The following is a 21,740-nucleotide window of genomic DNA, read 5'->3' on the forward strand; positions in this document are numbered from 1 at the left end:
TTAGAGAGCATATGAAAAGTATAAAGTAATTTTTAGTTACTTGATATTTTATAGTCATATAATTTTTGTGAAAATTGTGCGTTTTAAAATCGTAATCAAACTTTAAAGATAACCCGCAATGACAACAGAAATAATATTACAAATGTTTGCCTATTTATTACCAAGTGTTGTAACTGGTATGGTAGCTTTTTACTTTTTTAAAATGCATACTAAAAATGAAGAAGGCAGAAGACGTTTTTTATTACATAAAGATTCTCAAAAAAGTACTATACCTACTAGATTACAAGCTTACGAGCGTATGGCTTTATTTTTAGAGCGTATTTCTATACCAAGTTTAGTTGTACGTGTTGCACCTGTTGGTAATGACAAAAATGCATACGAAACTTTATTAATAAAAAATATTGAAAAAGAATTTGATCACAACTTATCTCAACAAATATACTTGTCTGATGAAAGTTGGAATGTTATAAAAACAGCTAAAAGTGCTACTGTACAAACCATACGTAAAGCAGCCATGAGTGAAGCTGACTCTGCAGATAAATTAAGAGAAGATATTTTAAGTAGTACTATGGATAAAGCATCACCATCTGCAACTGCTTTAACATATATAAAAAAGGAAATAAGCGAATTGTGGTAGCATAAAAAGCTTATTGTAAAATATAAAAGACTGTCTTAATAGGCAGTCTTTTTTTTTACGATTATTTTTAAATTTTTTATAAAACAAAAGCATCTAAAGTAACTCTTAGATGCTTTGTTAGTACTGTAAATAATTTAGTTGTTATTCTTTTTTAGGTGTTGGAATCTCTATATTTAAGGTTGCCTTTTCTTTAGTAGCTTGCCAAAAATTATAGGTATTACTCCAAGAAGCATCTGGCGCACTATTTCTTGAAAAATTCTCTATGTCATCTTCTATATTTTGTAGTTTATCCTTAGATAAGGCATTTTTAGAAATTACAACTACAATAGCATTAAATGCTTTTTGAGAAGTAGCTACTGATGGCTTTCTTTCACCATGTTTAGCTACTATATCATTAGCAGTTAAGGTTATTATTTCATCTGCAGTAAACTCACCATATTTAGTAGTTTTAGCGTTTTTAGCTATTTTTATGTCCTTTAATTCGCCTGCACCAATTAAACCCATTATATAAAGTTCTGCATTACCATAAGCAATACTATTACCACCATTGGCAAAAGTTCCAAATCCTTCTTCGCCATTTAATTTCCCTGTGTATGTGCCATCTCCAGAAGCAATTAACTCATCAAAACCTCCCAATTGACCACCTACTGAAGAAAAACCCCAATGTCCGCTTTCTTGCGTTTCTATAAAGTTATAATTTCCCCAATAATGCATTATTTCATGTAAAAAAGGACCATTTTTAATATACTCTGTTTTAGGCATATGAATAATACTTTTTAATCTTCCTGAAGAACCATATTTTGCAGTACCATTATAAAGATTTCCTCCTATTCCTTCAACATCATTTTGTGCGGTATATGAGACACCGTAATATAGTCCGCTAGGCTGATCATCTTCTGTAGAGAGAATAAAAATAAAATCGAACTCATCTTCAAAATGACTATATACTTTCTTTGTTATTTTTGAAAAATCTTTCTCTGTATCAGGCACTAAAAAAGAATTGTAATCTTTAGCTGAAAGAATGTAGTTTGCAACAGTTTTATCTTTATTTAAATAAAAATCTTCATCTAACTTTAACTCATCTTCAACAACGTCTTCTTCTTCATTATTATTACTAGTATCATCCTTACTACAAGAGGTAAAACTAAAAATACTTACAGAAAGTAAAGATATAAACAAAGGAAATCTATAGAACTTAGGTCTTATTATCATAATTTAAGTATACATATTTTTGTAAACATAAATAACGATAAAAAACAGCTTTTCGTATTAAAAACACGGCAATTATGACGAGCCTATTGTAAGATTTTTTTAAATTTTGCTGCTTTCTTTTCGGCATAGTTAAACCCTTGTTCCCACCATTGTGCCATTAGTTTTTTATTAAACACCAATGAGTTTTCTGTTAATTTAGTTGGTGTGTAGTATAAATTTAATTTAACACCTTTGTGCTTTGCGTAAATTACACCTTCAGAAATGTCATGATGCTCTATTTGGTCTAAAACAAAACCGTAAATACTTAGCATTAAAGAAAAAGGGTTTTTTCCTAAAACCTTATTATGCTCCATTTTTTCTGACTCTAAAATTATAGCATCTACCTCTGTAGCACCGCGTTCTATAGCCTCTCTAATTGGTAATACACAACCTAAGCCGCCATCACCATACTCATAACCATCTTTTTTTACCAAAGACATAAATGGTATGTAATTGCAAGAAATCCATACCCAATCACAAAACTCTTCATAACTAAAATCTCTAATAGACTTATACTCTACTCTATTTTTAGATAAATTAGATACTGTAACAACTACATCTTTAGACGTATTTTCTATAATTTGCCTATAGTCTGATATTGTAAAATGTTTTTTTATTGTAGAACGTAAAGACCTACTTTCTCCAAATGTTCTTTTACGCTTTATAAACTGTAATAAAACATTAAAATAATTAATAGATACAAACTCCCTATCTCCTTTGCGTTTAACTACAAAAGGATTTAAACTAAAAATTTTACGCTGATTTACATTGGTATACAAATCATACAGCAAACCAACATTGTCTAATGCTAAATGAGAAATTAATAAACTACCTGTAGAAGTACCTACAAGAATATCGTATTTTCTATTTTCAATTTCCATTAAATACTGAGCTACACCACCAGCAAATGCACCTTTACTACCGCCACCACTTATTACTAATGCTCTCATTCTATATCTATATGGTTTGTTTCTGTATTCTTGTTTTTTGCAAAATCATAACCACTCTTCCACCAAGTAGTCATTTTTTTCTCTTCAAAAATAAGAGAATTTGTAGTTAAAATTGTAGGAGTATAGTAAAAGTTAATAATTGCGTTATTATGATTGGCCACATATTTACCTATACGTATGTTTTGTTGCTCTATCCTATCTGCCATAAAAGCAAACATATTTGTTAATAAAGAGAATGCGTTTTTAGATGGCATTCTATTAAATAAATTAGTTTCTGTTTGTAAAACAATAGCATCTACAATGGTTGCTCCTCTTTTAATAGCTTCTTCAATTGGTACCATACTACCTAAACCACCATCTGCATATTCACAACCATTTTTTTTAACTAAGCTCATAAAAGGCGTATAGTTACAAGAAATCCATACCCACTCACAAAACTCATTATAAGTACAATCTTTTATAGACTTATACTCTACTTTATTTAAAGACAGGTTGGCAACAGTAACAACAATTTCTGTATTATTTTTTTTAAGTTGATAAAACTCTTGCTCCGTAATAGATTTTTTTATCAATTTTAAAAGGCTATAGCTCTCACCAAAAGTTTTACTACCACGTAGTATATTTTTTAAGACTCTAAAATGATTAATACCAATGGTTTCTATACCGTGTTTTTTTGAAATAGTATACGGACAAGAACTAAAAATATCCTCTTGATTAACAGACGTATAAATTTGCTTTATTTTATCAATTTTTTGCAATGCTAAATGAGAAATAAGTAAACTCCCTGTAGATGTACCAATAAACATATTGTACTTATGCATAGCATCTTGTATTAAGTATTGTGCAACACCACCTGCAAAAGCGCCTTTGCTACCACCACCAGAAATTACCATTGCACGCATATTTACAACTTACTTTTTACATAGTTAAAATTAGACTTAGAAACCTGTGCTTCTAAAGCTACAAAAAGCTTTTTATATTCTTTTTTTTGTATTAAATCATCAACCATATTTCTAGCAAACTTTTTAAACTGCCATACTGGGTGGTTTGTAGCATATATTAAATCTACTAAATTAGTTTCATCTAAATAAAACAAATCATTTAAATAAGAAAAAGCTAGTTGTCTAGTTTCAAAATATTCGCTATTATTTGTATATCCTTGTAACTCTTTTAGGTAATCACTTTTGTAATCTACATCATATTCCTTTGTCATAATAGCCAATGCCAACCACAATTGTCTAACGTTTTTGTTAGAAAAACCTATAACACCTTTTGTTTTATTTAAATATGTAGCTCTTTTAGCAGGGTTATATATCCATAATTTATACAGTGCATTTTCTATTGTAGTATAACTTTTATCGGTTAAAAAAGATTCAAAATAAGTAACATCATCACCTAATAACTTTTGTGTATTTAGCAATAACGTTTGTCTTAATACTACATCATTAGAATTTAAAATCTCAGTTTTAATTTTAGAAGATAACGATTTAGAATAAAATTCTACAATGTATTTTTTTAGTTGGGCTGATGCTGCTTTATCCCAATACCTGTCTATAATTACATTATTTTGCTCTTTATTAACAGTGAGCTCTTTTTGTAATTTATAAAACGTTGCTATTGATGAAGAAGATTTTTTTAAAATTGACTTAGCCTTACTTATAGGAAATTCTTTTGCTGTTAACCAGTTTAATTTATAATCCTGTAAACTAACACCACTAGCCTCTTCTATACTAGATATAAAATCTGTTACTTTAACATTTTTGTACTTATACTTTTGTAAGTAATTTTTAACTCCTTTATTAAAAGCATCTTTACCTACCTTGTGTACTAATGCGTGTAGAGCCCAAGCTCCTTTTTCATAAAAAGTTAAACTACTAGCTTTTGGGTTTAACAAAGCTTCGCCTCCGTTTTCCCTACTAAATTTATCTAGTTGTAAGCTTGTAGCAAATAGTTTCCAATTAAAATGCTCTTCGCCTAATACTTCTTTTTCTGCTAAATACGCATAGTAAGTTGCAAAACCCTCATGTAACCAATGACTTTTACTATCTACTTCTGTAACTAAGTCTCCAAACCATTGGTGAGCCAATTCATGTGCATTTACATTTATATAATTTTTATCATTATAAGCAATAGAATCTACAACATAAGCATCAGAAAAAATAGTTGTTGTTGTGTTTTCCATACCTGCGTACAAAAAGTCTCGTACAGGTACCTGCTTGTACACCTGCCATGGATATGCTATACCAATTTCTTGTTCTAAAAAATTAAAAATAGCTTTGCTATACCTATATGTTGGCTCTACTTTTACAGAATCTTTTGGGTAATAATACAACTTTAGTGGTACACCAGAGTCAGAAATTTGTTTATGTACAGTGTACTTACCAATTGCAAAGGCCAATAAATAACTAGACATTGGATTATTCATACCGTACTGCCACCTTTTTAAAGTATCTTTTACACTCGTATTTTTAAGTTTTCCGTTAGCAATTACTTGATAGTTTTTATTAAAAGTGATATTTAAATTAAAAACAACTTTCTCGTTCATATCATCAAAACTTGGTAACCAATTACTGGTATATTTTCCTTGTCCTTGTGTCCAAATTTGATTGTTTTTATCATCACTATTATTCCAACCAAAAAAGTACAATGCTTGCTTTGGCTTGGCACTATAAACTAATTTTAAGGTATATTTTTTATTCTTTTTTAGTTTCTTAAAAATTGTAATTCTACTATCATTTATAGTAAATTTTACACGCCTATTATTAAGTAAAACTTTTGTGAAATTCATTTTTTTAGCATCTAAAAAAACCGAATCTACTGCTGCCAACGTAGTAAAAACATAGTTAACAGTACCACTAATCATTTTTGTTTGTACATTTGGTTGTACATCTATATCTGCTGTTAAAAAGTCAACTTTTGACTGCTCTTGTGCCTGTAAAACAAGACATTGTGCGCATATAAAAAGTAAAGAAAAGTATCTAAAAAAAATCATCATTCTAATTTTCAACCAAAATAAGCATTTTCATCTTTTGTGGTTGTTCAGATTCGGTTTATTTTAGTCGTATGAATCCTAATTATTTACAAACTCCTATTGCATACCTAAAAGGTGTTGGTCCTAGTAGAGCTCAAACTTTACAAGGAGAGTTAGGTGTGTATACCTATCAGGATTTATTAAATCTTTTTCCTAACAGATATTTAGATAAAACCCAGTTTTACAAAATAAATTTATTACAGCGTAATAGCGCAGAAGTACAAGTAATTGGTAAAATAATACACTTAAAAGAAATTGGTCAAAAAAGAGGAAAAAGACTAGTTGCAACCTTTGTAGATGACACCGGAAAAATGGAACTGGTCTGGTTTAGAGGTCAAAAATGGATTAAAGAAAATATTAAACTAAATGTGCCGTATGTTATTTACGGTAAAACAAATTGGTTTAACGGTACATTTTCTATGCCTCACCCAGAAATGGAACTACTAGAAGACCATAAAAAAGGGCTTAAAGTTAGTATGCAACCTATTTACCCTTCTACAGAAAAACTAACAAATAAAGGCATTACTAATAAGGTTACAAGTAAATTACTACAGCAACTATTTTTAGATACAAAAGCAAGGTTTGCAGAGACCTTACCTAATTATTTATTAAATGAATTAAAGTTAATTGGTAAGAGTGATGCACTACTAAACATACATTTTCCTAAAAGTCAAGAAGAATTAGCAAAAGCACAATTTAGACTTAAGTTTGAAGAGTTGTTTTACATACAAATGCAGCTTATTGCTAAAAAAATGGTTCGTAAAAACAAAATTAAAGGCTTTCCTTTTAATGCTGTTGGCACCTATTTTGGTGATTTTTATAACAACCACTTACCTTTTGAGCTTACAAACGCTCAAAAACGCGTAATAAAAGAAATTAGAGCAGATTTAGGTAGTAATGCACAAATGAACAGGCTTTTGCAAGGAGACGTTGGCTCTGGTAAAACCATTGTTGCTCTAATGACTATGTTGTTGGCTTTAGATAACAATTTTCAGGCGTGTTTAATGGCTCCTACAGAAATTTTAGCAACCCAACATTACCACGGAATAACAGAGTTGTTACAAGGTTTAGACATTAAAGTATCTTTACTAACAGGTTCTGTAAAAAAATCGGCAAGAAGAATTATTCATGAAGAATTAGAAAGTGGTGAATTACACATATTAATAGGTACGCACGCACTTTTAGAAGATAAAGTGCAATATAAAAATCTAGGGTTAGCAATTATAGACGAGCAACACAGATTTGGAGTGGCACAACGCGCTAAACTATGGCGTAAAAATACGATGCCACCACATATTTTGGTTATGACAGCTACACCTATTCCTAGGACTTTAGCTATGAGTTTATACGGTGATTTAGATATTTCTGTTATAGACGAACTACCACCAGGACGTAAACCAATTAAAACTGTGCATAGGTTTGACTCCAACCGATTAAAAGTATTTAGTTTTTTAAAGGACGAAATAAATTTAGGCAGGCAAGTATATGTTGTATACCCATTAATTAAAGAATCTGAAGCTTTAGATTACAAAGACTTAATGGATGGTTACGAGAGTATTGCAAGAGATTTTCCTGCTCCAAAATATCAAATATCTATTGTACACGGCCAAATGAAACCAGATGACAAAGAGTTTGAAATGCAACGCTTTATTAAAGGAGAAACTCAAATAATGGTTGCCACAACTGTAATAGAGGTTGGTGTAAACGTGCCCAATGCATCTGTAATGATTATAGAAAGTGCAGAACGTTTTGGCTTATCTCAACTACACCAATTGCGCGGTAGAGTTGGTAGAGGTGCAGACCAAAGTTATTGTATTTTAATGACTAGTCATAAACTATCTGAAGATGCAAAAACAAGACTAGAAACTATGGTGCGTACCAATGATGGTTTTGAAATTGCAGAGGTAGATTTAAAACTTCGCGGTCCTGGAGATATTATGGGTACACAACAAAGTGGAGTTTTAAACCTTAAAATAGCAGATATTATTAAAGACAACGACATTTTACAAACGGCTAGGCATTATGCTATTAAAATTTTAAAAGAAGACCCAAGTCTTAGCAACCCCAATAATTCCGTGGTTTCTGAAGCTTATGCACAACTTATAAAGCATAAAAACATATGGACTTACATAAGTTGAACATCGTAATTTAAAACTATCTTTTAACAGTTAAATTATAGTATTCTTTATTTTTGAGAGTTAGAGGTTTTATATAGATTATAAAACAAGAATAGCGTAATAATACCCTATTTTTTATCTAAAGCAAGACGAAAATAAATTATACATGAAAACACTGTTTGACAAGGTGTGGGACTCCCACGTAGTAAGAAAAATAGAAAACGGACCAGATGTTCTTTTTATAGACCGACATATGGTACATGAAGTTACAAGTCCGGTTGCATTTTTAGGTTTAAAAAGTAGAAATATTGGAGTAAAACATCCAGAAAAAACATTTGCTACTGCAGACCACAACACACCAACTATTAATCAGCACTTACCGGTTAAAGATCCTTTATCTGCTAACCAATTAAAAGCATTAGAAGAAAACTCTAAAGCACACGGTATTAGCTACTGGGGTTTAGGTCATGAAAAAAACGGTATTGTGCACGTTGTTGGTCCTGAATATGGTATTACACAACCAGGAGCTACTATTGTTTGTGGAGACTCACACACCTCTACTCACGGTGCCTTTGGTGCTATTGCTTTTGGTATAGGAACCTCTGAGGTAGAAATGGTTTTAGCTACACAATGTATTATGCAACCTAAGCCAAAAAGTATGCGTATTAATGTTGTTGGCGACTTAAACAAAGGAGTTACACCTAAAGATGTTGCCTTATATATTATATCACAACTTACCACATCTGGCGCTACAGGTTACTTTGTAGAGTATGCTGGTGATGTATTTAAAAATATGACTATGGAAGGCCGTATGACGGTTTGTAACCTAAGTATAGAAATGGGTGCCCGTGGCGGTATGATTGCTCCTGATGAAAAAACATTAGACTACGTAAAAGGAAGAGAGTTTACACCAACTGGTGCAGCTTGGGATAAAGCAAAAGCATACTGGGATACTTTATATACAGAAGAAGACGCTACTTTTGATAAAGAACTAACGTTTAACGGCTCAGATATAGAGCCAATGATTACCTATGGTACTAACCCTGGTATGGGAATGGGTATTGGTAAAGATATACCTACTGCAGAAAGCTTAGAAGGTGGTGTATCTACCTATAAAAAGTCTTTACAATATATGGCTTTTAATGAAGGGGATTCTATGATTGGTAAGCCAATTGATTTTGTTTTCTTAGGAAGTTGTACTAACGGAAGAATTGAAGATTTTAGAGCTTTTACAGAGATTATTAAAGGAAAACAAAAAGCACCAAACGTTACTGCTTGGTTAGTTCCTGGTTCTCATAAAGTAGAGGCTGCAATTAAAGAAGAAGGATTGCTAGACATTTTAACAGCTGCTGGTTTTGAGCTTAGAGAACCTGGTTGCTCCGCTTGTTTAGCTATGAATGATGATAAAGTACCTGCTGGTAAATATGCGGTAAGTACATCTAACCGAAATTTTGAAGGAAGACAAGGTCCTGGATCTAGAACCTTATTAGCTTCTCCGCTTGTGGCTGCCGCAGCTGCAGTAACCGGTAAAGTTACAGACCCTAGAGAATTGCTATAAAATAGCTGTTAGTTGTTAGCGCTTAACCCTTGATTAAAAGCTACATTAAAATTGATAATTAAAATATACCAATAGCCAAAAGCTAGAGGCCAAAAGTAAATTTAAAATGGCATACGATAAATTTAATATATTAAAAAGTAGCATTGTACCGCTACCTATAGAAAACGTAGATACAGACCAAATAATACCAGCAAGATTTTTAAAAGCTACTGAACGTGTAGGTTTTGGAGATAATTTATTTAGAGACTGGCGTTACAATGCAGATAATACACCTAAAGAAGATTTTGTATTAAACCAAGATAAATATTCTGGTAAAATATTAGTTGGTGGTAAAAACTTTGGATCTGGTTCTTCTCGTGAGCACGCTGCTTGGGCTGTTTACGATTACGGATTTAGATGTGTAGTATCTAGTTTCTTTGCTGATATTTTTAGAAATAACTGTTTAAACGTTGGTGTTTTACCTGTACAAGTATCTGCAGAGTTTTTAGAAAAAATATATGCAGAAACAGAAAAAGATGCTACTGCACAGGTTGAAGTTAATTTACAAGAACAAACAATTACTATTGCGGGTACTGGTGAAAAAGAATCTTTTGATATTAATGCATACAAGAAAGAAAATATGCTTAATGGATTTGATGATATAGATTACCTATTAAATATGAAAGAAGAAATTACTGCATTTGCAGAAAATACTCCTTTGTAACTTAATACGTACCAGAATAACCGCCAACACTAGAATGAAAAGAAAAATAGAAATAATGGATACCACACTTCGTGATGGTGAACAAACCTCCGGAGTGTCCTTTTCTGTTTCTGAAAAACTAACTCTTGCTAAATTATTATTAGAAGAGTTAAAAGTAGACAGAATTGAGGTTGCATCGGCACGAGTATCTGATGGTGAGTTACAAGCCGTACAACAAATAACAAGATGGGCAGCTACGCATCAGTTTTTAAATAAAGTTGAAGTTTTAACTTTTGTAGACAAAGGTGTCTCTATTAAGTGGATGCAAGATGCGGGTGCTAAGGTTCAAAATTTGCTAACCAAAGGCTCTTTAAATCATTTAACTCATCAGCTTAAAAAAACACCTAAACAGCATTTTAAGGAGATTGAAGAAACTATTTTGCTTGCTCAAAAGCATCAAATAGAAACAAATGTTTATTTAGAAGACTGGAGTAACGGTATGCGTAATTCTAAAGAATATGTGCATCAATTTTTAGACTTTTTATCACATCAACCTATAAAAAGAGTTTTACTACCTGATACTTTAGGTGTTTTAACTCATACTGAAACGTTTGAATATATCTCAGAATTAGTACAAAAATATCCTAATCTGCATTTTGATTTTCACGGTCATAACGATTATGATTTAAGTGTTGCCAATGTAATGGAAGCCCTAAAAGCAGGTTGCCACGGTTTGCACTTAACTGTAAATGGTATGGGAGAACGCGCTGGTAATGCCCCTATGGCTAGTGTGGTTGCTGTAATTAACGATTTTTTACCAGATATTGAAATTGCCTTAAAAGAAACATCTTTATACAAAGTAAGCAGACTTGTTTCTACGTTTACTGGTTTTGGTATACCTGCTAACAAACCTATTGTTGGTGAAAATGTGTTTACGCAAACCGCAGGTATTCATGCAGATGGAGACAGTAAAAAGAATCTTTATTTTAATGATTTGTTACCCGAGCGTTTTGGCAGAAAAAGGCAATATGCTTTAGGCAAAACGTCTGGCAAGGCTAATATTTTAAAAAACTTACAAGAGCTTGGATTAACATTAAATGATGATGATTTAGGTAAGGTTACCCAACGTATTATAGAGCTTGGTGATAAAAAAGAAAAAGTTACTAAAGAAGATTTACCATTTATAATTTCTGATGTTCTTGATAGTGATAGCTATCAAGAAAAAGTAATTGTAAAAAGCTATGTGCTTACCCATTCTAAAGGATTAAAACCAAGCACAACTGTTGCCGTAGAGATTGAAAATGAGGTTTTTGAAGAAAATGCTCAAGGAGACGGACAGTATGATGCGTTTATGAATGCAATTACCAAAATTTTTAAAGCTAAAAAAATTAAGCTTCCTAATTTAATAGATTATGCTGTGCGTATACCACCCGGAAGTAATTCTGATGCCTTATGCGAGACAATTATAACATGGCAAAACGGAAGTAATGAATTCAAAACTAGCGGATTAGACTCTGACCAAACAGTATCTGCTATTAAAGCAACAGAAAAAATGCTAAACATTATTTAGCAAAAAACAGAAATAAAACTAAAGAGAAAATAACTTATGAAATTAAATATAGCACTATTAGCAGGCGATGGTATTGGTCCGGAAGTAATAGACCAAGCAGTAAAAGTATCTAATGCTATTGCAAAAAAATTTAATCATGAAATTAACTGGACACCAGCTTTAACTGGTGCTGCAGCTATTGATGCTGTTGGAGAACCTTACCCAGATGAAACACATGCTATTTGTGAAGCTGCAGATGCTGTTTTGTTTGGTGCTATTGGTCATCCTAGGTTTGATAATGACCCATCTGCAAAAGTGAGGCCAGAACAAGGTTTGCTTAAAATGAGACAAAAATTAGGTTTATTTGCTAATGTTAGACCTACATTTACATTTCCTTCCTTAATAGACAAATCGCCTTTAAAAAGAGAGCGTATTGAAGGCACAGACCTTATAATTTTGAGAGAACTTACTGGCGGAATTTATTTTGGAGAACGTGGACGTAAAGACAATGGCGATACTGCTTTTGATACTTGTACCTATACAAGAGCTGAAGTACAGCGTTTGGCTAAAAAAGGATTTGAATTGGCTATGACACGTTCTAAAAAGCTTTGTTGTGTAGATAAAGCAAATGTATTAGAATCTTCTAGATTGTGGAGAGAAACTGTACAGGCAATGGAAAAAGAATACCCTGAGGTAAAAGTTTCTTATGAGTTTGTAGATGCTGTAGCTATGCGTTTGGTACAATGGCCAAACTCATATGATGTAATGATTACAGAAAACCTTTTTGGTGATATTTTAACTGATGAAGCTTCTGTAATATCTGGATCTATGGGATTAATGCCATCTGCGTCTGTAGGAGAAAAAGCAAAGTTATACGAACCAATTCACGGATCTTACCCGCAAGCTGCTGGTAAAGATATTGCAAACCCATTAGCAACAGTATTATCTGCCGCAATGTTATTTGAAGATTTTAAATTGATTGAAGAAGCACAGGCCATAAGAGATGCTGTAAACAAATCTTTAGCAGAAGGCATAGTTACCGAGGATTTATCTGAAGGTGGTAAAGCATACAAGACTAGCGAAATTGGAGACTGGCTAGCCAAAAACATATAATCTTAGTACAATTATATAGTAGTTAAAAGCCTCTAAATTTGATTTCAGAGGCTTTTTTTTATGTTTATTACCAACTAACACCTGCTCCACCGCCACCAGAACTACCACCACCAAAACTTGAAGATGAAGAGGATGACGATGATGATGAAGATGAATAACTACTTGATGAACTAGAACTGCTTGATGAACTAGAGCTTTCTCTAACTAACTTAGCTAAAACAACTACTTGAGATGTTTTATCATTACAATTTTTACACTCGTAATAATCTACACGTTCACCTTCTCTATCGTAATTTGGACTTTTTGTAACCCTTGACCTAGTTTTACCTTTAGTTTTATAATTACACTGACTACATTTTGAATATTTTCTGCTAGAATTACCATCATATTTTAATATTAAAATATCACTTTTATCCTTAGTTACCCAAACATCATAGTCTACAGAATTTATATCTTCTTCTACAATTTCACCCTTTTTCAAAAAGTCTCTTTCTTTTTTAGAGTCTAATAAAATTAAAGGTTTACCATTTACTTTACTAAATCTTGGGTCATATCTATATTGCTTTAACCTTGTTTTTATAGTTTGACTCATACCCCATAGAGGAAAAGGAAATAAAAAAGCAAAACAACCTATTTCTATCTTTTTTAAGCTATTGTATTTATCATAATAATCTTCTTTAGATGTATCTATAAATTTAATTTTTAGAGAATAATAAATGGTAAGAAAAATTAGAAAAAACACATATATAATCGAAAAAAGAATCCACTTATTTATTGCTATTATGTCATCTATAAATAATAAAAATGCAGAATCGCCATCATCTACTTCATAAGTAACATCATTAGAGTATATATAATCTATAGCATCTGGAGTTTCTACAAACTCTTTTACCCTTTCTGTTGCTTTTAAAAGGCCTTCACCATATTCACCTTCTTTAAAAAACGGAACAATTTCATCTGTACCAATTCTGTAACAAATATTATCTGTTAATATAGCCTCTAAACCATAACCAGTTTCAAACTCGGTTCTACGTTGGTCCATTACGGTCAAAATTAGTAAACCATTATCTTTATCTGCTTTACCTATACCCCATTTATTAAAAAGTTGTGTTGCAAATTTTTTAGGTATTTCATCACCTATACTTTTAACAACAACAATGGCAACCTCTGCTGATGTATTCTTTTCTAACTCAAATAATACTTTATTAATCTCCTCTTCATAAACAGCAGAAATATAACCGTCTGGGTCTGATACATATCCTAAAATACCTTTTCCTCTTGGTTTAGGAATTTCTAATATGGAGTAATAGTCTATTTTTTTATTAGAATATGTTGGTGCTGTAAAAACAGGGTATTTAAAAGGCTTGTTAGTCTGTTTAGTAGATGTTGTATCATCAAAAGTTGCATCATCAACTGTTTCTGATATTTCTTCGTTTGTAATATAGCCTTGAGTTACAACTTCTTCTACTTCTTCTTCAACTGTGTTTAATTGTATTGGTATTTCATCATCTGAATCATCATAAATTATAGCTTCTTCAATTTCAGAATAATCTATTTCTTCGGTATTTTTCTCTTTACAAGACGCAACTAAAAAAAAGAACAGTAAAAAATAGCAGTAGTGTTTAAATTTCATAGGTTAGTTATATAAAAAACTAATCTAGAAATAAAAAATAAGGCAGGCAAACTAAAATTACTTGAGCATTAATCTTCAGAAATATTTAATTTTCTTTTTCTCCTTCTACTAATCACAATACCAACTGCTATTAGTGCTCCTGTACCAGCCAATATAGCACCTACATAACTAGAAGAAACCACACTATATCCCATTGCAATTGGTAAACCTGCCAAAAATGCACCAGATGCATTCCCCATATTAAAAGCACTTTGGTTCATAGAAGAACCCAACATTTCTGATCCTTTAGATGCATTAATAATAGCCATTTGTAAAGGTGTAACTACGCTAAAAGAAATAGCCCCTATAACAAATGTTAGCACTAATACTAAAACCGGACTAGCAGCCACTAATGCATTAATTATTAAAACAGTTGCCATTAGCCCTAAGCTAGTAATTACAGCTCTCATTGGCGACAATTTTTCTGTTAGTTTTGCTCCTAAAAAGTTACCGGCAACCATACCCAAACCAGCTAAAATCATAGCATAACCAATCATATACTCTGGGTATTTAGAGACATCTGTAATTAATGGTGCTATGTAACTATACCAAGCAAAAAAGCCACCTGTTCCTACAGTTGTTAATAGTATTAATATCCAAAGTTCTATTCTTTTAAAAATTTTAAAATCTTGTTTAATACTAACTGTAGATGCTGGTTGTAGTTTTGGCATCCAAAAATAAACCGTTAGCATTGCCAATATACCAACAACACCTACCATCATAAAAGCTACATTCCAGCTAAAATGATGTCCAAAATATGTACCTATTGGCACACCAATAACATTAGCCACAGTAAGACCTGCAAACATAATTGCCATAGCTTGTGGCTCTTTACCTGGTGTTGCTAATTTACCTGCAACAACAGCTCCTATACCAAAAAATGCTCCGTGAGGTAAACCAGATAAGAATCTGAAAATTAATAAAGACGTGTAATTATCTGCAAAGGCAGATAGCGTGTTAAAAACTGTAAACCAAAGCATTAAACCAAGTAGCATTTTATGAGATGGCCACTTACTCCCAAGACTAGACAGGATTGGGGCACCAACTACTACACCTAAAGCATATACGGCAATAAAATGTCCTGCCTCTGGAATTGTTATATTTAATGCATTAGCTACATCTGGCAAAATTCCCATAATAACAAACTCGGTCATACCAATACCAAACCCACCAATTGCTAAAGCAAGTAACGCTTTTTTATTCATCTTTTTTGTGCTCATTTTTCTACTGCTTTCTAAATAAATTAGAGTCTCTTTTACATTTAAAATAAGCAGACAAAGGTAGCCAGAATACAATTGAAACTAGTATGTAGAATTAACACATTTATGTTAATTAATGCATAAAAAACAATTGGTCTCTAAAATTCTACAATTGGGTATTTCTTTTTATTAAAGCATTAGAAACAAGATCACATTTGTAGCATCAATCAAAATAAACAATAAAAAAAATTAAAATGAAACAGCTTATTTTTTTACTCTTTACATTATCAACTTGTTCTTTAATTGCACAAACAACAATTAGTGGTAAGGTTACAGACAATAAAGGTGTGCCAATAAGTGGTGCTAATGTGTATTTAAATGGTACTTATGATGGTACAGCAACTATAAATGATGGTACCTTTAAATTTACAACTGAAGAAATAGGAGAGCAAACTCTAATAATTTCTTTTGTTTCTTTTGAAAGCTATAGTAAAACCGACTTAATAAAGAACCTCAATAACCTACAAATAAAACTTAAAGAAGATGTAAATACTTTAGATGCAGTTATTGTAAATGCAGGGTCTTTTAAAGCAGGTGAAAATGCTAAGGTTACAGCGTTAAAACCCTTAGATGTAGTTACAACTGCTGGCGCAATGGGAGATTTTATTGGAGCTTTGCAAACATTACCAGGTACCTCTAATGTAGCAGAAGATGGCAGATTATTTGTACGTGGTGGCGATGCAGAAGAAACTCAGATTTTTGTAGATGGTATGCGTGTTTTTACGCCCTACTCACCTACAGCCAATAATATACCTACACGTGGCAGATTATCTCCTTTTTTATTTAAAGGAATTACTTTTTCTACTGGTGGATATTCTGCTGAATACGGACAAGCATTATCTAGTGTTTTACTCTTAAATAGTATTGATGAGCCCGATGAAGAACGCACAGACATATCTTTAATGACTGTTGGTTTAGGCGTAGGAAACACACAAAAATGGGAGAAAAACTCTTTAAGCGTAAATGCTTCTTATATAAATTTACAGCCTTACCAAGAACTTTACCCAGACAATAATGAGTGGCACAGACCAGTACAGTCTTTAGGCGGTGAAGCAGTTTACAGACATAAAATTAATGACAATGGCTTACTAAAATTATACGGCGCTTTTAGTGCTTTGGATTTTGATTTAACACAAGAAGATATAAATATTGATGAAGGTGTGCGTTTTGGAATGAAAAACAGAAATTTGTACTTTAATGCATCTTACAAAGACTTTTTTAAAAACGATTGGAGCATACAAACTGGTTTGTCTTATGCCAATGATTATTCTGATTTAGACATTGTAGATGATACAGTACAAGACACAGAAAACTCGGCTCACTTTAAAATAAAACTAAGTAAGTTTTATAGTAGCAGATTTCGTTTAAATTTTGGTTCTGAATATTTTATAACCAACTTTAATGAAGATTATATTAATAATCTTAACCAAAAATATAACTTAGATTTTAGCAATAATATAGCAGCTTTTTTTGCTGAGACAAATATCTTTTTCTCTAAAAAATTAGCTGCAAATGTTGGCTTACGTGCAGAATACTCTAGCTTATTTAAAGATTTTACAATATCACCTAGAGCATCTATTGCATACAAATCTGGTCAAAATTCTCAAGTTTCATTAGCATACGGACAGTTTTATCAAAATCCTAAAAACGATTATTTAAAATTTAACACCAAATTTTCAGCTGAAAACACAACACATCTAATTGCTAATTATCAATATGTAAAAAACAAACAAATATTTAGAGCGGAAGCATACTACAAAGATTATAATAGTCTTGTAAAATATAACACAGAACAGCCCATAGCAACTTCAAATTATAGCAATAATGGTTCTGGTTTTGCAAAAGGATTAGATTTATTTTGGAGGGATAATAAAAGTATTAAAAATACAGAATACTGGGTGTCTTACTCATATTTAGATACTGAACGAGATTATAAAAATTACCCAACTAAAGCTACTCCAAGTTTTGCATCACAACATAACGCCTCTTTGGTTCTAAAGCATTTTATAAGCGATTTAAAAAGTCAGGTTGGTATAAGTTATAATTTTGCCTCTGGGCGTAACTATACAGACCCAAACAAAAGTGGTTTTTTAAATAGTAAAACAAAAAACTACAATGCTGTAAATGCTAACTGGGCATATTTAATTAGTCAGCAAAAAATATTGTATTTCTCTGTTAGTAATGTTTTTGGTACGCAAAATGTAAATGGGTATCAATTTAAAAATCAATTAAATAGTAATGGTGTTTTTGAAAGTAGAACTATAAGACCAGCTGCGGATCGTTTCTTTTTTGTTGGGTTCTTTTGGACTATTAGTGATAATAAAAAAGACAACCAACTAGATAATTTATAAATCTACGTTTCAGAAACTAAAAGTAACAATTGAGTAACTTAAAAATGCATAACCAACCAAAGGTTATAATATTTGAAGAAATAAACAACAACATAAAAATTAATAAGATGAAAAAGATTGCCCTATTATTAGCCTTTGTATGTGTAACAAGTTTAAGTGCACAAACACAATATGAAAAAGGAATGACCAAAGCTTTTGAACTATGGAAAAATAACGAGAGTGCAAAAGCAATACAAATGTTTGAGCGTATTTCTAGTGTAGAAAAAGAAAATTGGCTACCACCTTATTATGCTGCTACCGTAGAAATTATTAGTGCATTTGGTGTTAAGGATGAAGCCGTACTAACTGCTAAACTAAACAAAGCAAAAACATTTTTAGATGCTGCTGACAATCTATCTAAAAACAACCCAGAAATTTTAATGTCATATGCGTTATTAAACACAGCATATATTGCTTTTGACGGACAAAAATATGGAATGACGTTATCTGGTAAAAACGTTGCAATTTATAATAAAGCATTAGCAATTGCACCAAATAACCCAAGAGTAGTTTTAGGTAAAGCAGAATGGGATATGGGAGCTGCTAAGTTTTTTGGACAACCACTAGAACCATTTTGTAAAGATGTAAAGAAAGCTATAGAGTTATTTGAGAAAGAAGAACAAACAATTAAATTTTACCCATATAGTGGTTTAGACAGAGCTAAAGAAATATTGGAAAACTGCGAAAAAAATCCTCTCAAAATTAATTAAGAGGATTATTATATGTTTAAAATTTTAGTTTTATAAAATATAATCTGTACTAATAAAGTTAGATAATCTAGTCTCTAACAATTGCTCTATAATTTCGTTATTAAGCTCATTGTCTTTAGAAGCTACAAAAGTACGTACAGAAAAAGAACGTAAAGCATCGTGCACACTTAATGTTGCTTGTGCAGAGTCTTTACGACCTGTAAATGGGTAAACATCTGGACCTCTTTGGCAAGAGCTATTTAAGTTTACTCTACAAACTAAGTTTACTAACGTATCTATTAAAGGAGCTAGTGTATACACATCTTTACCAAATAAACTAACTTGTTGACCGTAATTAGATGCAGCCATATCATCTAAAGGTTCTTCTATGTTACTAAAAGAAACTACTGGTACTACTGGTCCAAATTGTTCTTCTTGGTACACACGCATATCTTTAGAAACTGGGTATAATACCGCAGGCCAAATGTAATTATCTGTAGTTTCTCCTCCTTTTTTATTTAAAATTGATGCTCCTTTTGCTTTAGCATCATCTATAAGTTCTTGTATGTATGCAGGTTTATTAGGCTCTGGTAATGGTGTTAGTTTAGCTCCATTATCCCAAGGGTTACCAAACTTAAGTTCGTCTACACGTTTAGCAAAACGCTTGTTAAATTCTTCTGCAATACTCTCGTGTACATAAACAACTTTAAGAGCTGTACAACGCTGACCGTTAAAGGATAACGTACCGGCTATACACTCATCTATAGTTAAATCTAAATCTGCATCTGGTAAAATAATTGCAGGGTTTTTGGCTTCTAAACCTAAAACCAAACGTAACCTATTACTTTTTGGGTGCTGATCTTGTAATGCATTTGCAGACTTACTATTACCAATTAAGGCAAGTACATCTACCTTACCTGTTTTCATAATAGGACTAGCTACTGCTCTACCTCTACCAAAAATAATGTTTACAACACCATTTGGGAAAGATGATTGAAAAGCCTCTAACAAAGGAGTAATTAACAAAACACCGTGTTTAGCAGGTTTAAATATTGTTGTATTCCCCATTATTATTGCAGGAATAAGCAATGCAAAAGTTTCGTTTAATGGGTAATTATAAGGTCCTAAACAAAGAACAACCCCTAATGGTCCTCTGCGTATATGAGCATAAACACCATCGTGTTTTTGAAACTTAGCAGCATCCCTGTCTAACTGCTTATAGTCTTCAATAGTATCTTTAATATAAATTACTGTACGGTCAAATTCCTTTTCAGAATCTGGTAAAGACTTACCTATTTCCCACATTAAAAGTTTTACAACTTCATCACGCTTAGTAATCATTTTTTCTACAAACTTCTCCATACAATCTATACGTTCTTTAACACGCATAGTTGGCCAAGCTCCTTGACCTTGGTCGTAGGCTTTTAAAGCTGCATTTAATGCATCTAAAGCCTCTTCTTCTCCCATATCTGGAATACTACCTAATAAAGTAGGTTTATATTCTTCTGTAGATGATATTGTAGAAAATACTTCTGTTGTTGCACCATCCCATTTTTTAAGATCGCCACCAACTAAATATTCTTTTTGCTCTATTAACTCTGTAATTTTATATTCTTCAGGTATTTTTATTGTACTCATTTTATATCAGTTTAAAGACTATTTCTAATATCTTGAGTAGTGAATTTACTAAATCTTACGTTTAAACTTGTTGTTATAATAGATTATATTTTCTGTTGTTAGAGCGAAAACGTTTTCAATTTGATTTTTTAATAAAAAATTAGCAAAATGTTTATTTTTATACTAAATATTGAAACAAATCTGGCTTATTATTTAAGTAGTCTCCAAAGAAATTATTTTCCTTCATTCTAGTAATTAATGGTTCTAAATCCTCAGGAGTTTTCAACTCTATACCAACTACAGCAGGTGCATTTTCTTTGCTCGATTTTTTAGAATATTCAAAATGAGTAATATCATCTGTTGGACCTAAAATTTCTGCAACAAATTCTTTTAGGGCTCCAGGACGTTGCGGAAAACGAACAATAAAGTAGTGCTTTAAATTTGCAAATAGCAAAGCACGCTCTTTTATTTCTGCAGTTCTAGTAATATCATTATTACTACCACTAACAACACAAACCACATTTTTACCTTCTATTTGTTTTGCATATTGGTCTAAGGCTGCAATAGTTAAAGCTCCCGCAGGTTCTACAACAATAGCATCTCTGTTATACAAGTCTAAAATAGTTTGGCATACTTTACCTTCTGGCACTGTAATAACAGCATCTAAATAATCTTTACAAATCTCAAAAGTTAAATCGCCCACACGTTGTACTGCAGCACCATCAACAAATTTATCAATTTGTGTAAGTTGGGTATTTACTCCATTTTCTATACTAGTTTTCATAGATGGTGCACCAGCAGGCTCTACTCCTATAATTTTAGTAGTAGGAGATAACGCTTTAAAAACACCACACAAACCAGCAGCTAAACCACCACCACCAATAGCTACAAAAATATAGTCTATTGTTTTTTTAGATTGATGAATGGCTTCTAAGCCAACTGTAGCTTGGCCTTCTATAGTTTTTGGATCATTAAAAGGGTGTACAAATACCTTTTGGTGCTCTTCACAAAACTGAAGAGCTGCTTTAGAAGAATCGTCAAAAGTATCGCCTTCTAAAACAATAGTAACCCAATCTCCACCAAACATTTCTGTTTGTTCTACCTTTTGCTTTGGTGTAACAGAAGGCATATAAATTGTGCCTTTAATTCCTAAATGATTACACCCAAAAGCTACACCTTGAGCGTGGTTACCTGCACTTGCACAAACAACTCCTTTTTTTCTTTC

The 21,740-nt window shown here is 32.0% G+C and carries 16 protein-coding genes; 8 read left to right on the top strand and 8 right to left on the bottom strand.

What is annotated here, in order from left to right:
• Window positions 1-118 precede the first annotated feature (118 nt).
• On the top strand, window positions 119-637 hold the full coding sequence (locus ABJD66_RS11420) for a hypothetical protein (RefSeq protein ID WP_303542711.1): 519 nt from the start codon (window positions 119-121) through the stop codon (window positions 635-637).
• A 141-nt stretch (window positions 638-778) separates the two neighbouring features.
• On the opposite strand, the gene ABJD66_RS11425 is transcribed toward ABJD66_RS11420, so the two are convergent.
• From ABJD66_RS11425 to ABJD66_RS11440, 4 genes are all read right to left on the bottom strand, one after another.
• Window positions 779-1,849, bottom strand: a complete 1,071-nt coding sequence (locus tag ABJD66_RS11425) for a hypothetical protein (protein ID WP_348131618.1) — start codon at window positions 1,847-1,849, stop codon at window positions 779-781.
• An 83-nt stretch (window positions 1,850-1,932) separates the two neighbouring features.
• Window positions 1,933-2,838: a patatin-like phospholipase family protein gene (locus ABJD66_RS11430; RefSeq protein ID WP_100896117.1), complete on the bottom strand. Its 906-nt coding sequence runs from the start codon at window positions 2,836-2,838 to the stop codon at window positions 1,933-1,935.
• Entirely contained in the window at window positions 2,835-3,740 is a 906-nt protein-coding gene (locus tag ABJD66_RS11435; protein ID WP_348131621.1) for a patatin-like phospholipase family protein, read from the bottom strand. Before ABJD66_RS11435 ends, ABJD66_RS11430 begins: the two co-directional genes overlap by 4 nt.
• A gap of 2 nt (window positions 3,741-3,742) precedes the next feature.
• Window positions 3,743-5,833 carry a M1 family metallopeptidase gene (locus ABJD66_RS11440; RefSeq protein WP_348131624.1) on the bottom strand — a complete coding sequence of 697 codons (2,091 nt, stop codon included), beginning with the start codon at window positions 5,831-5,833 and terminating at the stop codon, window positions 3,743-3,745.
• A 68-nt stretch (window positions 5,834-5,901) separates the two neighbouring features.
• On the opposite strand from ABJD66_RS11440, the gene recG reads away from it, so the two are divergent.
• The 5 genes from recG to leuB all read left to right on the top strand — a co-directional run bounded on the left by recG (window position 5,902) and on the right by leuB (window position 12,888).
• Window positions 5,902-8,007: an ATP-dependent DNA helicase RecG gene (gene recG / locus ABJD66_RS11445; protein ID WP_303542703.1), complete on the top strand. Its 2,106-nt coding sequence runs from the start codon at window positions 5,902-5,904 to the stop codon at window positions 8,005-8,007.
• A gap of 145 nt (window positions 8,008-8,152) precedes the next feature.
• Window positions 8,153-9,544 (top strand): 3-isopropylmalate dehydratase large subunit, encoded by a 1,392-nt coding sequence (gene leuC / locus ABJD66_RS11450; protein ID WP_100896121.1) that lies wholly within the window; start codon window positions 8,153-8,155, stop codon window positions 9,542-9,544.
• 106 nt (window positions 9,545-9,650) lie between these two features.
• Window positions 9,651-10,247 (top strand): 3-isopropylmalate dehydratase small subunit, encoded by a 597-nt coding sequence (leuD, locus tag ABJD66_RS11455; protein ID WP_100896122.1) that lies wholly within the window; start codon window positions 9,651-9,653, stop codon window positions 10,245-10,247.
• A 34-nt stretch (window positions 10,248-10,281) separates the two neighbouring features.
• Window positions 10,282-11,796 carry an alpha-isopropylmalate synthase regulatory domain-containing protein gene (locus tag ABJD66_RS11460; RefSeq protein ID WP_348131629.1) on the top strand — a complete coding sequence of 505 codons (1,515 nt, stop codon included), beginning with the start codon at window positions 10,282-10,284 and terminating at the stop codon, window positions 11,794-11,796.
• Window positions 11,797-11,832: 36 nt separating this feature from the next.
• On the top strand, window positions 11,833-12,888 hold the full coding sequence (gene leuB / locus ABJD66_RS11465; protein WP_348131632.1) for a 3-isopropylmalate dehydrogenase: 1,056 nt from the start codon (window positions 11,833-11,835) through the stop codon (window positions 12,886-12,888).
• Window positions 12,889-12,955: 67 nt separating this feature from the next.
• On the opposite strand, the gene ABJD66_RS11470 is transcribed toward leuB, so the two are convergent.
• Together ABJD66_RS11470 and ABJD66_RS11475 are read right to left on the bottom strand one after the other, a co-directional pair.
• Complete coding sequence (locus tag ABJD66_RS11470) at window positions 12,956-14,521, bottom strand: TPM domain-containing protein (protein WP_348131635.1); 1,566 nt, start codon at window positions 14,519-14,521, stop codon at window positions 12,956-12,958.
• A gap of 68 nt (window positions 14,522-14,589) precedes the next feature.
• Window positions 14,590-15,780 (bottom strand): MFS transporter, encoded by a 1,191-nt coding sequence (locus tag ABJD66_RS11475; RefSeq protein WP_100896126.1) that lies wholly within the window; start codon window positions 15,778-15,780, stop codon window positions 14,590-14,592.
• Window positions 15,781-16,013: 233 nt separating this feature from the next.
• Between ABJD66_RS11475 and ABJD66_RS11480 the strand changes: the two genes are divergently transcribed.
• Window positions 16,014-18,170, top strand: coding sequence for a TonB-dependent receptor (locus ABJD66_RS11480; protein WP_348131639.1), 2,157 nt, complete (start codon window positions 16,014-16,016; stop codon window positions 18,168-18,170).
• 107 nt (window positions 18,171-18,277) lie between these two features.
• On the top strand, window positions 18,278-18,919 hold the full coding sequence (locus tag ABJD66_RS11485; RefSeq protein WP_348131642.1) for a hypothetical protein: 642 nt from the start codon (window positions 18,278-18,280) through the stop codon (window positions 18,917-18,919).
• 30 nt (window positions 18,920-18,949) lie between these two features.
• On the opposite strand, the gene ABJD66_RS11490 is transcribed toward ABJD66_RS11485, so the two are convergent.
• Together ABJD66_RS11490 and ilvA are read right to left on the bottom strand one after the other, a co-directional pair.
• Window positions 18,950-20,536, bottom strand: a complete 1,587-nt coding sequence (locus tag ABJD66_RS11490) for an NADP-dependent glyceraldehyde-3-phosphate dehydrogenase (RefSeq protein ID WP_100896128.1) — start codon at window positions 20,534-20,536, stop codon at window positions 18,950-18,952.
• A 157-nt stretch (window positions 20,537-20,693) separates the two neighbouring features.
• Window positions 20,694-21,740: threonine ammonia-lyase IlvA (ilvA, locus tag ABJD66_RS11495; RefSeq protein WP_348131646.1), on the bottom strand; the 1,047-nt coding region annotated here is incomplete at its 5' end.

It is taken from the genome of Cellulophaga sp. (assembly GCF_039943695.1).
In the GTDB taxonomy this organism is placed as follows: Bacteria; Bacteroidota; Bacteroidia; order Flavobacteriales; family Flavobacteriaceae; genus Cellulophaga.

Coding starts and splice junctions, on each gene's coding strand:
- ABJD66_RS11440 (WP_348131624.1), bottom strand. CDS start 5,833: ATGATGATTTTTTTTAGATACTTTTCTTTACTTTTTATATGCGCACAA.
- leuB (WP_348131632.1), top strand. CDS start 11,833: ATGAAATTAAATATAGCACTATTAGCAGGCGATGGTATTGGTCCGGAA.
- ABJD66_RS11435 (WP_348131621.1), bottom strand. CDS start 3,740: ATGCGTGCAATGGTAATTTCTGGTGGTGGTAGCAAAGGCGCTTTTGCA.
- ABJD66_RS11475 (WP_100896126.1), bottom strand. CDS start 15,780: ATGAGCACAAAAAAGATGAATAAAAAAGCGTTACTTGCTTTAGCAATT.
- ABJD66_RS11460 (WP_348131629.1), top strand. CDS start 10,282: ATGAAAAGAAAAATAGAAATAATGGATACCACACTTCGTGATGGTGAA.
- ABJD66_RS11420 (WP_303542711.1), top strand. CDS start 119: ATGACAACAGAAATAATATTACAAATGTTTGCCTATTTATTACCAAGT.
- leuD (WP_100896122.1), top strand. CDS start 9,651: ATGGCATACGATAAATTTAATATATTAAAAAGTAGCATTGTACCGCTA.
- ABJD66_RS11425 (WP_348131618.1), bottom strand. CDS start 1,849: ATGATAATAAGACCTAAGTTCTATAGATTTCCTTTGTTTATATCTTTA.
- recG (WP_303542703.1), top strand. CDS start 5,902: ATGAATCCTAATTATTTACAAACTCCTATTGCATACCTAAAAGGTGTT.
- leuC (WP_100896121.1), top strand. CDS start 8,153: ATGAAAACACTGTTTGACAAGGTGTGGGACTCCCACGTAGTAAGAAAA.
- ABJD66_RS11480 (WP_348131639.1), top strand. CDS start 16,014: ATGAAACAGCTTATTTTTTTACTCTTTACATTATCAACTTGTTCTTTA.
- ABJD66_RS11485 (WP_348131642.1), top strand. CDS start 18,278: ATGAAAAAGATTGCCCTATTATTAGCCTTTGTATGTGTAACAAGTTTA.
- ABJD66_RS11490 (WP_100896128.1), bottom strand. CDS start 20,536: ATGAGTACAATAAAAATACCTGAAGAATATAAAATTACAGAGTTAATA.
- ABJD66_RS11430 (WP_100896117.1), bottom strand. CDS start 2,838: ATGAGAGCATTAGTAATAAGTGGTGGCGGTAGTAAAGGTGCATTTGCT.
- ABJD66_RS11470 (WP_348131635.1), bottom strand. CDS start 14,521: ATGAAATTTAAACACTACTGCTATTTTTTACTGTTCTTTTTTTTAGTT.